We start from the raw sequence: 12,898 nt of genomic DNA on the forward strand, positions 1-12,898 counted from the left end.
ACGATACCGATTACCGTTCCCCGAGCAACTCCCGCGCGATCACCGTCTTCTGGATCTGGGTCGTCCCCTCGTAGATCTCGGTAATCTTGGCGTCGCGGTAGAGGCGCTCGACCTCGCCCTCAGTGACGTAGCCGTAGCCGCCGTGGATCTGGACTGCTTCGTTGGTCACGAACATCGCCGCCTCGCTCGCGAAGTACTTCGCCATGCTCGCCTCGAGCGCTGCACCACCCGCCGCTCGCTTCTGGGCGGCATCCCGGGTCAGCAGTCGTGCGGCTCGGATACGAGTCGCCATCTCGGCGAGTTTGTGCCGAATCGTCTGAATGTCCGAAATTGGGTCGCCGAACTGCTCGCGCTCCTGGCTGTAGGCCATCGCCTCGTCGAGCGCACACTGTGCGAGGCCGACAGACTGAGCCGCGATGGCTATCCGGCCGCCAGTGAGGATGTGAAACGCGGCCGAGAGCCCCTTCCCTTCCTCGGTAAGCCGATTCTCGGCGGGGATCCGGACGCCGTCGAAGGTCAGGCTCGTCGTGTCGCTCGCGCGCAGGCCGAGTTTGTCCTCTTTCTCGCCGACGGTCAGCCCGTCGACGTCGTCCGGGACGAGAAACTGCGTGACTGTCGAGGGATCGTTGCGATCGGTCTTCGCGAAGAGAACGTAGACGCCCGCCCGCTCGCCGTTCGTGATCCACTGCTTCTCGCCGGTAATGACGTACTCATCGCCGTCCTTTCTCGCCTCTGTCGACATCTCCGCTGGATTCGATCCCGCGTGGGGCTCCGAAAGCGCGAAGGCACCAACCGGGCGGCCCTCGGCCATCTCGGGCAGCCAGCATTCCCGCAGGTCCTCGCTCCCGAACTCCGCGATACAGGAGGTCGCGAGCGAGTGGACCGACAGCGCCGTCGCGACGGCCAACATCCCGTACGCGACTTCCTCGTTGACCACGGCGGCCGTGACCGGGTCCGCGTCGTAGCCGCCGTACTCCTCGGGGACCGTCATCCCCGTCAGATCGAGGTCGGCGAGTCCGTCCCAGACGGCTTCGGGGAACGTCTGGTCCCTGTCGGCCTCGAGTGCGGTTGGCCTGATCTCCTCGCTGGCGAACTCCCGGACGACGTCGCGGACCGCTTCCTGTTCCGCGGTGAGTTCCATGGCGGCCATTCGACGGCCGTAGCAAAAGTCCCCGTGTCGGAATCGGCCGCGACCGGTGGGGATTAAACCCCGTCGAGTTCGAGTGCTCGAAGCTCCTCGCGCATCTCTCCCGCCGATTCGTCGTCTTTCAGTCGGAGCGGGCTCCGCAGCGGGCCGGCGTCGAAGTCGCGCATTCGGAGCGCCGTCTTGACGCCGGACATGTACGCACCGCCGCTCTTGAACGCGTTTCGGACCTGGAAGACCTCACTCTGAAGCTCGCGTGCGCGGTCCTCGTCGCCCGCGTCGTAGGCGTCATAACAGTCGACGACAAGTTCCGGGAACGCGTTCGCGACCGCGCTGACCAGCCCTGAACAGCCGATCTCGAGCCCAGTGAAGAGCAGCGAGTCCGAGCCCGCGAGGAAGGTCAGGTCGGGATGGGCGTCGATCGCCTGTGCGAGCCAGGGAACGTCCTTGCTCGAGTCCTTGACACCCGCGATATTGTCGATTGCTGCGAGACCGGCGAGGGTCTCGAGGGACAGTTCGTTCCCGGTCTTGCTCGGAATGTGGTAGATATAGACCGGGCGGTCGACGGCCTCGGCAACCCGACGGTAGTGCTCGAGGGCTCCCTCGTGATCCAGAGGGTAGTAGTAGGGTGTGACGACGACGATTCCGTCCGCACCGACCGACTCGGCGTGTTCGGCGTGGGCGACGGTCTGGTACGTACTGGGCGCGCCGACGCCGGCGATGACCGGGACCTCGTCGCCGACTTCGTCGACGACAGTCTCGACGACCCGATCGCGCTCTGTGCCTGAGAGTAGCGGGAACTCGCCGTTGGTCCCCAGCGGAAAGACGCCGTGGACTCCGCGATCGACGACGAACCGAGCGTGGTCAGCCGTCGTCTCGTAGTCGACGGATTCGTCCTCGTGAAACGCGGTGATAGTCGGTGGGACAACGCCATGCAGCGACAACGGATCGGCACTACCGGGATCGTGATTCGCCATGGTCGTCTTCCGCCGGGCACAGTCAAAAAACGCCTGTTGTCAGTGTCACAGCGCCTGCCGTTCGAGCGGAGACGTTCTCGGACTCGCGTTAGTCCGAGGCCGCCGTCTCGCCCGTCGGTTCGTTTCTCGGACTCGCGTTAGTCCGGGGCCGCCATCTCGCCCGCCGGTTCGTTTAACTGTTCGCCCGCGAGCACGCGATTCGCCCGGCGGAGCCGCTCGGAGAGCGCCTGGTGGGAGATATTGAGTTCGTTCGCGAGTTCCTCGAGCGAGATTTCGCGGGGGACGTCGTAGTAGCCCTGCCGGTAGGCCTCAGCGATGGCTTCCTGCTGGGGCTCGGTCAGCGCCGCCGTCGTCTCGAGGTCCTCGTCCTGGCCGGCCTCGACCATGCGCTTGACGTCGATCCGGACGTCCCGCTCCTCGATGTCGGAGACGGCACTCGAGAGTTCCTCGCGATGGGGGAAGAGCAGGCGGAGCGTCCATTGACCGTCCGAAACCTGTGCGTCGAGCACCGTGCCGCCGTGGCTGTACACACAGCAACAGACCGACCCGACCTCTTCGGTGTACTCGAGCCGGTAGAACAGTTCGTCATCCTCGGTGTTCTCGAGCAACTGGCGGTACTCGTGGACGGTCGAGTCCACATCGAGAACCGCCTCGAGGTCACCGCGGTCGGTGTTTGAGAACCAGACGAGCGGCACCGTTCGGACCGGTCCCTCCGCGACGACGCTTTCGACGCGGACCTCGAGGGCCGGTAGTTGCTGGAAGGTCTCTGCGAGTGCGAACTCGTCCGTCGAAAGCGAAAGTTCTGCGATCGTCGTCATTGGGAGGTCACCTCGGAACGCTGACCCGAGTCCGGTTGGCGAACAACACCGCTGTCGTAGTGGCCTGTGGACCCGATTTGTTTCATAAGTATCCAGCCGATCCGCTCGGTATCGTTATGAACGCGTCTGCCACAGCGGCTATGAAACCACTGTTGCCGACCACGCTCGCTCGGATCGTGCTGATAGAAAGGTGGACTCGAACACGCTTGATGAGCGGGCTTTTGTATTCCGGCCGTTTAAGGAAGTGCGTCACCCCTCGCGACGGTCAAAATCCCATGATGGAACGGCGACCGTGAACGGGTCTGGGTCGCGGCGTCTCACCCGAGGCGGGCCAGCCGATTGAGCGCGTACACCGTCCGAAGGACGTCGACGCTCTTCCCGCGATCGAAGACGAGTTCGTCCGTCTCGAGGACGTGTTCCAGCGTATCCTGCGAGGCGTGTTCCGGGGCTGCCGCGATCCCCGTCTCGTTTGCGGCGACCCACTCCATCACGCGCAGGTCACTCTTGGAGTCGCCCATCACGAGCGCGAACGGATCGTCGACTCCGAGTACGTCAAGCGCGCGCTCGACGCCGACTACCTTGTTCAGTTCGAGGCTGCCGATCTCGGCCGCGTCGGCCTCGTAATAGGCGACGTCGATGCGCTCGAGAACCGCCGCGAGCCGCTCGGGAACTGCGTCGTCGAGATCGGGATAGGCCCCTTCGCCCTCGAGGACGGCCCTGATTTCCGGGTCCTGCGTGGCATAGAAGGCGCGGGTCCAGTCAACGATCGACTCGTCGGCCAGTTTCGTCTCGCCATCGCCCTCCGCACCGACGTCCGCCGCTGTACTGTCCGAACCGTCCGGTTCGCTCTCCGCACCCGCGAGCATCGTGCCGACGGCGTCCGCGAGCAGATCAATGAGATAGACCAGTGCCTCGTCGATGATCTCGCGAGCGTCCCCGGAGCCGGTCTCGTAGTTGGGCTTCATCGTGACGTTGAACTCGTTGCCCTGCAGGTGACAGCCCCGACGGAGCTCTTCAGGAGCGTTGGGCAACACGCGCGAGCGCACGTCGTCGAAGACGGTCCGGATCGACTCGTCCAGGTCTTCATAGAGCAACTGCTTCGTCTCCGCGCCGTGGCCCGGTGTGAACACACCCGTCCCCGCCTCGTAGACGATCGAGAGATCCCCCGAGTGGACGATCTCGCTTCCCAGCCCCTGAATCGCGAACCCCTTGACGTTCTCCAGGGTCTGGCCCGTACAGATGACGATCGGGACGCCGGCCTCGTGGAACTCCGTCAGCACGTGCAGCGTTTCCCGCGGGATCTCGTTGTCGGTCCCGCCCGCAGAGCGTAGCGTCTCGTCGACGTCAAGCACAAGGACGTTGACTGCGCGGCCGTACTTTGCCTCGAGATCGAGCGCGGTAAAGGCCTGATCGCGGGTCGCTCGCGCGGCGACCTCCGCGAACGTCTCGCCGGCCGCGAATGACGACCGGATTTCGTCCTTCCGCTCCTCGAGTTCCTCGGTCGCTTCCTGCCAGTGCTCGAGCGCGACCCGGGAATCGACGGCGGGGAAGACGTCGACGAACTCCTGGTACTCTTGCAACGCCTTCGTGTCGTACTCGTCGTAGAGCTGATAGACGAGATCGTATCGCTCCATGTGAACTACAGGCGTGGGCAGGCGGATAATCGTTTCTGGTTAGCTATTCACGCTGAAGCCGTGGGCGTCCGCGCTATACTGCTGTTACGCCCGCCTCGACCGTCGAGCGCGACTCTCTCGCGCGAAGTCGACGGATTCGACAGCCGCAGCACAGCGATTTACTCGAATAGGAATAAATATTTATCCTCATGGTTCCTACTAGGGAGCATGAAAGCCATTGCAGTTACGCCCGGGGCGGGTGTTCCCGAGGTCGTCGAGCGGCCCGTTCCCGAACCGGAATCAGGCGAAGCGCTCGTGCGGATTTGTCGCGTGGGCGTCGACGGCACTGATTACGAGGTCATCCGCGGAACGCACGGCGGCGTCCCGGACGGAGACGATCGATTGGTTCTCGGTCACGAAGCCGTGGGTGTCGTCGAAGAGGCGAACGGAACGGCCCTCGAGGAGGGCCAGTACGTCGTCCCAACGGTTCGACGACCGCCCGCCGACGTCGAGACCAACGAGTACTTCGAGCGCGGTGAGCCCGACATGGCCCCTGACGGCGAGTACGTCGAACGCGGTATCGTCGGGGCGCACGGATTCATGGCCGAGTACATCACGAGTCCGGCTGACGACCTCGTCCCGATTCCGGCCGAACTAGCGCAGTGGGGCTTTCTCGTCGAGCCGATCAGTATCACTGAGAAAGCGATCGAGCACGCCCGCGCGACTCGCTCGGCGTTCGACTGGCGGCCCGAGTCCGCACTCGTCCTCGGCACCGGCTCGCTGGGGCTGTTGACCACCGCGATGTTCACACAAACGCTTGACTACGACCGGGTCTACTGTCTCGGTCGGTCCGACCGACCGGATCCGACGATCGACATCGTCGAGCGACTCGGCGCGACCTACATCGACTCGCGGGAGACACCGGTCCCCGAGATCCCGGACGTCCACGAGCCGATGGACATCGTTTACGAAGCGACCGGCCACGCGAAACACGCGTTCGAGTCGATCGAGGCGCTCGCTCCCAACGGCGTTGCTGCGCTGCTCGGTGTCCCTGACGACTGGTCGTTCGAGGTCGAGGGTGGCCGTCTCCACCGCGAACTGGTCCTCCACAACAAGTCCCTCGTTGGCAGCGTCAACTCCAATTACGGCCACTTCGAGGCGGCCATCGACACCCTCTCAGGACTTCCCAACTGGGTGCTCGAGGAGACCGTCTCCGGCGTTTACGGCCTCGAATCAGTCGATCGGGCGTTCCCAGAAGCGACTGCACCCGTCGCGGCGGCCGGGCACGGGTCGGCAGCAAGTTCGGATGACGACACGACTATAAAAACGGCGGTCGAATTCGAAGACATATGAAAAACGTCGACGACCTCATCGAGAGCGCGGCCGAACTCGCGGCCCGCGGACTCTCGAAGGGCGAAATCGCGGACGAGCTGAACGTTTCCCGGGAGACCGCGAGCTGGCTCGTCGAGCGCAGCAGTACGACACCGCAGCCAACCGATCAGGCAGCTGAACCACCGGAAAACGGCGGGGGTGGCCCACAGGACATCCACGTCGACTGGTCCGCAATCGGCCGGGACAGCAAGCGAATGAGTGCCATCGCCTCAGCGATGGCCGACATGCTCGCCAAACACGGCGACGACATCGATCTGACGATCGGGATCGAGAAGGCCGGCGGCCCCATCGCCACCCTCGTCGCGCGCGAACTCGAGACCGATCTCGGGACCTACACCCCCGCGAAACACCAGTGGGAAGAGGGCGATATCGAGGAACTCGGCGGCACGTTCAGCCGGAACTTCGCCGGTATCCGCGATCGGGAGTGTTACATTGTCGACGACACCATCACCAGCGGCACCACCATGCGCGAGACCATCGAGGCCATCCGCTCCGAGGGCGGGAAACCCCTCGCCTGTGTCGTCCTCGCCGATAAACAGGGACTCGAGGAACTCGAGGGCGTCCCCATCTACTCGCTGTTGCAGGTCATCAGCGTCGGTAAGGACGACTGATCGCTCGCGCGGACATCGCCATGCCGCCGTGTCGGCACCCGGCGCGAGTCCCATCTCTATTATCGACAGGGCATTCTCCGCCCCAGCGCACCGTTCCACCAACGATATACCCCCTACGCAAAAAATTGTATCCAGCCCTCTACCATGAGCGATACAGACCATGCGGCGGTGTTGCGACGGCAATTCCTGAGAACGTCCGGAACGATCGGAACGGTCGCAGTCGCGGGTTGTTCGCGCCTGGACCTGCGCGATGAGTCGAACGCGAATCAGTCGAACGAGCAGGACGGCGAGGAGACGGACGACGACCGGGCGGCATCCGTTTCGGTTCACGAAGACGTCACGTATGCAGCGCGCGACGCGGGCGAGATGAAACTCGATCTATACGTCCCGGAGACTGACGAAAACCCGCCGCTCGTCGTCTATATCCACGGCGGTGGATGGGTCTTCGAAACTCGAAAGAACGCACCAGATCTGGCGCGGTACGCCGCAGAGTGGGGGTGTGCGATAACCAGCGTGAGTTACCGATTAGCGGCGATTCCGGACGACGCCGATTTCCCGACCGAAAGCATCGAGAACAATCCGACGCCGAGGGGCGTCTTCCCGGACCAGATTATCGACGTGAAGGCCGCGATCAGGTGGCTCCGAGCGAACGCCGACGAGTACGGCTTCGACGCGGCCCGCGTCGCGACGTGGGGCGCGTCGGCCGGTGGTCACTTGGCAGCCCTCGCTGGCACCCTCGATGACATCGAGACCCTCCCCGGAGACGCCTATCCGGACGACGCCATCGCGAAAGTCGTCGCCCCCGACCAGTCGGGCACCGTGCAGGCGGTCGTTGACTGGTATGGCATCAGTGACCTCCTCGAACTTCCGAGTCAACCGGACGGATTCGAATCGTTCCTCCTCGGTGGGGACGTCTCGGAGAATCGGGACAAAGCCAAGCGGGCGAGTCCGACGACCTACGTCGGTCCGGAGACGCCGCCGTTCCTCATCACGCACGGCCGCGAGGACCAGGTCGTCTCCATCCGGCAGAGCCGACTACTGTTCGAGGCGCTGCAAGCGTCCGCCGTCGGCGCGACGATGTACGAACTCCACGACTTGGGTCACGTTTTCGGGGCAGAGTCGGAACGAACGGCGATGGAGCAACTCATTGTGGACCCGCGGCCCGCGCAAACGGTCACCGCGACCGCCCACCTCGAGGCCGGAGCCGAAACCGGAGCGTCAACGGACGGGTTGCTCGAGCGCGCCCCGCCCGCGGGACCGGACGCGATCGAGCAATTCCTCGATCGGACGATCGCGTGACAGCGGTCGGCCAAGAACCGTCGCCCAGTCATGACTGGCTGCGGGAGCTGTGAGACGGATGAGACCTGTGATAAAAAAGTCGATCAGCGTCGGTGAGCGGACGGCTTAGCCGTGAATTCCCATCGCTTCGATCTGTTCCTGATACCGGTTCCGGATCGTCACCTCGGTCACCTGTGCGACATCGGCAACCTCGCGTTGGGTCTTCTTCTCGTTGCAGAGCAGGGACGCAGCGTAGATTGCGGCCGCGGCGTAGCCCGTTGGTGACTTCCCGGAGAGCAGTCCTTCCTCGGCCGTCTTCTCGATGATCTCGTTGGCCTTGGTCTGGACCTCTTCGGACAGTTCGAGTTCAGAACAGAAGCGCGGGACGTACTTTTTCGGGTCGACGGGACGCATCTCGAGGCCGAGTTCCTGCGAGATGTATCGATACGTGCGACCGATCTCTTTGCGTTCGACGCGGGAGACTTCCGAGATTTCCTCGAGCGAGCGGGGAATCCCTTCCTTTCGACAGGCGGCGTACAGTGCGGACGTCGCGACACCTTCGATCGAACGCCCGCGGATGAGGTCTTCCTTGAGCGCACGTCGGTAGATGACGGACGCGACCTCGCGGACCGAGCGCGGGACGCCCAGTGCGGAGGCCATCCGATCGATCTCACTGAGTGCGAACTGCAGGTTGCGCTCGCCGGCGTCTTTGGTGCGGATGCGTTCCTGCCACTTCCGCAGTCGGTGCATCTGGCTGCGCTTTTTCGAGGAAATAGAGCGCCCGTAGGCGTCCTTGTCCTTCCAGTCGATGGTCGTCGTCAGTCCCTTGTCGTGCATCGTCTGTGTCGTCGGCGCGCCGACGCGGGACTTCTCCTGTCGTTCCTGGTGGTTGAACGCCCGCCACTCCGGGCCAGGATCGATTTGTTCTTCCTCCACGACGAGCCCACAGTCTTCACAGATGAGCTCACCCCGGTCGGAGTCCTTAACGAGATTATCCGATTCACACTCGGGGCAGGCACGTACCCCCTCTTGATCCTCGGTCTCGTCCGTCTCGCGCGTTCGCTCCCGCTGGCGGGTGGACCGTGTCATCGCACTTTATAGTAGTATCACCATACTATATAAATATTTGGTGGGGGTGTTTCGGTTACTGCACCGAATCCGCCGAAAACAGCCAGTAGGGAGGTTAAAAGTCGAAGTTTACGATTCGGAACCGGAACACCTTTATCCGGGACCAGCCGATCAGACGGACGAATGCCGGTCATCGAGTGCGACGTCGAGGCGGCTCGCGAACGACTCGAGGCGGCGGGTGTCGCCGTCGACTCGGGAAACACTGACCACGAACGTTGGCGGGCGAGCCGCGGCGGCGCGACCGCCATCGCCTACGACGATAAGGTCGTCATCCAGGGATCGGACCCGCGCGACATCGAAGCACTGCTCCGCGAAGGCGGCGGCCGCGCCCACGTCTATTTCGACGGCGGCTCCCGAGGCAATCCCGGCCCGGCCGCGATCGGCTGGGTGATTGTCACCGGCGACGGCATCGTCGCCGAGGGCGGCGAGACGATTGGAACGGCGACGAACAATCAGGCCGAGTACGAGGCGCTGATCGCGGCGCTCGAGGCCGCGCGCGACTACGGCTACGACGAGGTTCATATCCGCGGTGACTCTGAACTCATCGTCAAGCAGGTCCGCGGCGAGTACGACACCAACAACCCCGAACTCCGCGAGAAGCGCGTGACCGTCCACGAACTACTGCGGCCGTTCGATGAGTGGACGCTGGAATACGTTCCTCGAGAGGTCAACGATCGTGCGGACGGTCTCGTGAACGAGGCGCTCGACCAGGCCTAGATTTGCTCAGTATAGGCGAGCGACGTCTCACTTCGGACTGATTAGCCGGCGTGTGCGGCGCGCGCTGGCGGCTGGCCGAACGCCAGTGAGGGCGGCCGATGATACTATGCGAGGTCCTCGCGAGCGTGTGAGCGAAGTCGTTTGAGACGGCAAAGCCGCCTCGTGAGCGAAAAATCGAAGATTTTTCAGAGCTTGTCAGAGCGTGCTCTGACAGTGGATGAGCGAATAGCGAGGGACCCGCGGTCCCTCGGACCATTCGCGCGGTAACGCCGGGCGAAGACGCCGGAGGCGTGAGCGTTAGCAGTAGTTGGTAATACGGTTTCTTTATTTAAAGTTGGTCATGAAACTCGCGGTAAGTTCAGGAAGTAGATCTATCACCGAGCTCGGAGTTTCGTAGCGTCAGTTATCGCTCAGATCTTTTACTACGGTCGCGGGGTTGCCTTGTACGACGGCCTCGTCGGGAACATCCTCGGTCACGACTGCTCCGGAGGCGATGACGCTGTCGTCTCCGACAGTCACACCGGGATTAATAACAGCCTTCCCACCGATCCAGACGTTGTCACCGATTGTAACCGGTTTAGCGTACTCTGACCCTTTGATTCGCTCGGTGGCGTCGAGCGGATGGGTCGCCGTGTAGATGTGGACGCCAGGTGCGATCATGCAGTTCCGACCGATCTCTACTCGGCCCGCATCCAAAATGACACAGTCGAAGTTTGCGTAGAAGTTCTCACCGACGTGGATATTGTATCCATAGTCACAGCGAAATGGAGGCTCGATCTGACAGTCCTCGCCTACCGACCCAAAGAGGTCTTCTATCAGATCTCGCCGTTCAGTTTGGTTGTCAGGTGCCGTGTTATTGTATTGACTTGTTAGGTCTCGCACACGGTTCCGGTCGGCCACAAGCTCGGGGTCGGTCGGGTCGTACAGCTCCCCGTCCAGCATCTTTTCTTTTTCCCTACTCATGGCTGCCACCGGGCACTCCCATCCCAATAGGTGTTTCTGATGACACCTCGTATCGTTCAGTTCGCATCTGTAGTTACCAAATCGTCCGATTCGGTTTCAGAATACTTTCTGAATAAAGAAATCGTGTTACTATCTACTGTTAGCGCGGAACCGGAGTTCCGCGAGCAGTCGAACGGGTGCGAAGCACCCGTGAGACGACGGTGAAACCGTCCCACAGCGCCCGTGCGGAGAAATCGGCTGGGGAGGGCGTGGCGATTCCCTGTTCCCATGGTGGAAGGACACTTCTTCTCACCCCCAGAATCCACTGCTCCATTCACACTCTCACCCGATCAGCAGAAAACTCGAGAGGGCACACCACAGAAGCGGATCGGCAAGCGGAAAACCGGTCGAGTACATACGTTCTCCTATGGCCGATCCGAACGCAGTCGACGCCGACGGTGTGGACGACGAGCCGGACGCAGACCCCGCCGACGATCGTGAGAATCGAAGCGAGGAACTCCCCAGAGAGGTCGTCGACGAAGCCGAACGGCTGACGCGACTCGAGCGAACTGCGGTCGACGAAAACGAGATCGAGGCCTACGAGGACCGGCGCGACGAGTTGCTCGATGACCACGACTTCACCGCCCGCATCCGTGACGACGGCGACGACGTGCTCGTACTCCATCCCGAGGAGTGGCACGAGGACGGGGTTATCCGGACCGACCGAATCGAAGACATCGACCGCGCGCTCGAGATTCCACTCGAGGGATCCGAGAATCCGGACGACTGGGAGTCAGTCGACGAATACAATCGAGAGCTCGTCGCGGCGGTCAGGGAGGGTCACGGCGACGTTCACGGCGACAACGCAGCGTTGCTCGCCGATTTCGCTGGCAACCACTACGCGAAGCCGATGGACACGCTGACCAGCGAGGAGCTCACGGAGTTTCGCACGGACTACGTGGTTCGGAACGCTTGGCCGTCGGAAAAACAACAGAAAGTGATCGCGGAATCGATAAGTCTGGTCTTCGAGACGGCAGAGGAGCCGGTCTCGGAGGGCCAGTTCTAGTAGCTGTTTTCGACGATTTCGCGGATCTCGTCGGCACGGTCGTCGCCCGTGACGACCTTCGAGAGGGACCACTGGATGCCGTCGAGGACGGCGTCGTAGCCGTCGTCAGTCAGCGAATACTGGTTGGTTCGCTTGTCGAGTTCACTCTTCTCGACCAGTCCCAGATCGACGAGTTCGTCGAGGTTGGGGTAGAGTCGGCCGTGGTTGACTTCCGTGCCGTAGTAGTCCTCGAGTTCGCGTTTGATCGCTAGGCCGTACATCGGCTCCTTAGCGAGGATGACGAGGATGTTGTTCTGGAAGGCTGTGAGTTCGCGTGCAATACTCTGTTCGCCGGTGATTGATTGAGCCTCTGACATACGTGTGTTAATGTCACCAGACTATTTAAGACTTGTCAACTAATCCTTCGTATCAGTCGGTTGGACAGGCCGCTACCGACCACTACACCGCCGGACACTGGTGTATGTGCCCGATTCATGTCTATTTGGTATCTGGCAACCGTCACGTAGTTAGTGACACTCGATTACGAAAGTACTTTTTGATCGACCGTGGATTCTCAGGTACATGGTCAACCTCTGGGAAGACCTCGAGACTGGACCGAATCCGCCAGAAGAGATCTACGCCGTCGTGGAGTGTCTCAAGGGCGAGCGCAACAAGTACGAGTACGACAAGGACGTGCCTGGCGTCGTCTTAGACCGCGTGCTTCACAGCAACGTGCACTATCCGAGCGACTACGGCTTCATTCCGCAGTCGTACTACGACGACGAGGACCCCTTCGACGTGCTCGTGCTCGTCGAGGATCAGACGTTCCCCGGCTGCATCATCGAGGCCCGTCCCGTCGCGCTGATGAAGATGGACGACGACGGCGAACAGGACGACAAGGTCATCGCCGTCCCAAGCGAGGATCCGCGCTACGATCACATCGACGATCTCGACGATATCACCCAGCAGCAACTCGACGAGATCGACGAGTTCTTCGCGACCTACAAGAATCTCGAAGAAGGCAAGGAAGTCGAGACGCAGGGGTGGGAGGACAAGCAGGCAGCCTACGATGCGATCGAGCACGCCCAGGATCTCTACGACGAGAACTTCTAGAGTCGAACTCGACGAGAGCGTTTCGGCACCGCGTCTGCGGTATATCCTTTCTTCTGTCGTCGCCGTCGCAAGCGGATACCCGAGAGTTATCCGTACCCGACCGGGACATGCGTTATGAGC

Annotated in this window: 13 protein-coding genes; 6 read left to right on the top strand and 7 right to left on the bottom strand. The window is 62.2% G+C overall.

Annotation, left to right across the window (positions count from 1 at the left end):
- Positions 1-10: 10 nt before the first annotated feature.
- From K6I40_RS08820 to K6I40_RS08835, 4 genes are all read right to left on the bottom strand, one after another.
- Positions 11-1,141, bottom strand: a complete 1,131-nt coding sequence (locus K6I40_RS08820; protein WP_222918675.1) for an acyl-CoA dehydrogenase family protein — start codon at positions 1,139-1,141, stop codon at positions 11-13.
- Between the two features lie 62 nt (positions 1,142-1,203).
- The gene (locus K6I40_RS08825; protein WP_222918676.1) at positions 1,204-2,121 is read right to left on the bottom strand and encodes a dihydrodipicolinate synthase family protein; all 918 of its coding nucleotides are present in this window, start codon (positions 2,119-2,121) and stop codon (positions 1,204-1,206) included.
- A gap of 137 nt (positions 2,122-2,258) precedes the next feature.
- Positions 2,259-2,939 (bottom strand): helix-turn-helix domain-containing protein, encoded by a 681-nt coding sequence (locus K6I40_RS08830; protein ID WP_222918677.1) that lies wholly within the window; start codon positions 2,937-2,939, stop codon positions 2,259-2,261.
- A 317-nt stretch (positions 2,940-3,256) separates the two neighbouring features.
- The gene (locus tag K6I40_RS08835; protein ID WP_222918678.1) at positions 3,257-4,573 is read right to left on the bottom strand and encodes an HAD hydrolase family protein; all 1,317 of its coding nucleotides are present in this window, start codon (positions 4,571-4,573) and stop codon (positions 3,257-3,259) included.
- Positions 4,574-4,780: 207 nt separating this feature from the next.
- On the opposite strand from K6I40_RS08835, the gene K6I40_RS08840 reads away from it, so the two are divergent.
- The 3 genes from K6I40_RS08840 to K6I40_RS08850 all read left to right on the top strand — a co-directional run bounded on the left by K6I40_RS08840 (position 4,781) and on the right by K6I40_RS08850 (position 7,854).
- Positions 4,781-5,905, top strand: a complete 1,125-nt coding sequence (locus K6I40_RS08840; RefSeq protein ID WP_222918679.1) for a glucose 1-dehydrogenase — start codon at positions 4,781-4,783, stop codon at positions 5,903-5,905.
- On the top strand, positions 5,902-6,555 hold the full coding sequence (gene gfcR / locus K6I40_RS08845) for a transcriptional regulator GfcR (RefSeq protein WP_222918680.1): 654 nt from the start codon (positions 5,902-5,904) through the stop codon (positions 6,553-6,555). The genes K6I40_RS08840 and gfcR overlap by 4 nt, the downstream gene beginning before the upstream one ends.
- 144 nt (positions 6,556-6,699) lie before the next feature.
- Positions 6,700-7,854, top strand: a complete 1,155-nt coding sequence (locus K6I40_RS08850) for an alpha/beta hydrolase (RefSeq protein ID WP_222918681.1) — start codon at positions 6,700-6,702, stop codon at positions 7,852-7,854.
- A 105-nt stretch (positions 7,855-7,959) separates the two neighbouring features.
- On the opposite strand, the gene K6I40_RS08855 is transcribed toward K6I40_RS08850, so the two are convergent.
- Positions 7,960-8,922: a transcription initiation factor IIB gene (locus tag K6I40_RS08855; RefSeq protein ID WP_006184711.1), complete on the bottom strand. Its 963-nt coding sequence runs from the start codon at positions 8,920-8,922 to the stop codon at positions 7,960-7,962.
- 162 nt (positions 8,923-9,084) lie between these two features.
- Between K6I40_RS08855 and rnhA the strand changes: the two genes are divergently transcribed.
- Entirely contained in the window at positions 9,085-9,678 is a 594-nt protein-coding gene (gene rnhA, locus K6I40_RS08860; RefSeq protein WP_222918682.1) for a ribonuclease HI, read from the top strand.
- Between the two features lie 399 nt (positions 9,679-10,077).
- Here rnhA and K6I40_RS08865 read toward each other — a convergent pair whose 3' ends face one another.
- Positions 10,078-10,641 carry a sugar O-acetyltransferase gene (locus K6I40_RS08865; protein WP_222918683.1) on the bottom strand — a complete coding sequence of 188 codons (564 nt, stop codon included), beginning with the start codon at positions 10,639-10,641 and terminating at the stop codon, positions 10,078-10,080.
- A gap of 406 nt (positions 10,642-11,047) precedes the next feature.
- On the opposite strand from K6I40_RS08865, the gene K6I40_RS08870 reads away from it, so the two are divergent.
- Positions 11,048-11,686, top strand: coding sequence for a rnhA operon protein (locus K6I40_RS08870; protein WP_222918684.1), 639 nt, complete (start codon positions 11,048-11,050; stop codon positions 11,684-11,686).
- On the opposite strand, the gene K6I40_RS08875 is transcribed toward K6I40_RS08870, so the two are convergent.
- Positions 11,683-12,042 (bottom strand): PadR family transcriptional regulator, encoded by a 360-nt coding sequence (locus tag K6I40_RS08875; RefSeq protein ID WP_222918685.1) that lies wholly within the window; start codon positions 12,040-12,042, stop codon positions 11,683-11,685. The two genes, K6I40_RS08870 and K6I40_RS08875, sit on opposite strands and share 4 nt — an antisense overlap.
- A 205-nt stretch (positions 12,043-12,247) precedes the next feature.
- Between K6I40_RS08875 and K6I40_RS08880 the strand changes: the two genes are divergently transcribed.
- The gene (locus K6I40_RS08880) at positions 12,248-12,778 is read left to right on the top strand and encodes an inorganic diphosphatase (protein ID WP_222918686.1); all 531 of its coding nucleotides are present in this window, start codon (positions 12,248-12,250) and stop codon (positions 12,776-12,778) included.
- Positions 12,779-12,898 lie beyond the last annotated feature (120 nt).

The organism is Natrinema sp. SYSU A 869 (assembly GCF_019879105.1).
GTDB lineage: Archaea > Halobacteriota > Halobacteria > Halobacteriales > Natrialbaceae > Natrinema.

Coding starts and splice junctions, on each gene's coding strand:
- K6I40_RS08880 (WP_222918686.1), top strand. CDS start 12,248: ATGGTCAACCTCTGGGAAGACCTCGAGACTGGACCGAATCCGCCAGAA.
- gfcR (WP_222918680.1), top strand. CDS start 5,902: ATGAAAAACGTCGACGACCTCATCGAGAGCGCGGCCGAACTCGCGGCC.
- K6I40_RS08865 (WP_222918683.1), bottom strand. CDS start 10,641: ATGAGTAGGGAAAAAGAAAAGATGCTGGACGGGGAGCTGTACGACCCG.
- K6I40_RS08835 (WP_222918678.1), bottom strand. CDS start 4,573: ATGGAGCGATACGATCTCGTCTATCAGCTCTACGACGAGTACGACACG.
- K6I40_RS08825 (WP_222918676.1), bottom strand. CDS start 2,121: ATGGCGAATCACGATCCCGGTAGTGCCGATCCGTTGTCGCTGCATGGC.
- K6I40_RS08820 (WP_222918675.1), bottom strand. CDS start 1,141: ATGGAACTCACCGCGGAACAGGAAGCGGTCCGCGACGTCGTCCGGGAG.
- K6I40_RS08855 (WP_006184711.1), bottom strand. CDS start 8,922: ATGACACGGTCCACCCGCCAGCGGGAGCGAACGCGCGAGACGGACGAG.
- K6I40_RS08830 (WP_222918677.1), bottom strand. CDS start 2,939: ATGACGACGATCGCAGAACTTTCGCTTTCGACGGACGAGTTCGCACTC.
- K6I40_RS08870 (WP_222918684.1), top strand. CDS start 11,048: ATGGCCGATCCGAACGCAGTCGACGCCGACGGTGTGGACGACGAGCCG.
- rnhA (WP_222918682.1), top strand. CDS start 9,085: ATGCCGGTCATCGAGTGCGACGTCGAGGCGGCTCGCGAACGACTCGAG.
- K6I40_RS08840 (WP_222918679.1), top strand. CDS start 4,781: ATGAAAGCCATTGCAGTTACGCCCGGGGCGGGTGTTCCCGAGGTCGTC.
- K6I40_RS08850 (WP_222918681.1), top strand. CDS start 6,700: ATGAGCGATACAGACCATGCGGCGGTGTTGCGACGGCAATTCCTGAGA.
- K6I40_RS08875 (WP_222918685.1), bottom strand. CDS start 12,042: ATGTCAGAGGCTCAATCAATCACCGGCGAACAGAGTATTGCACGCGAA.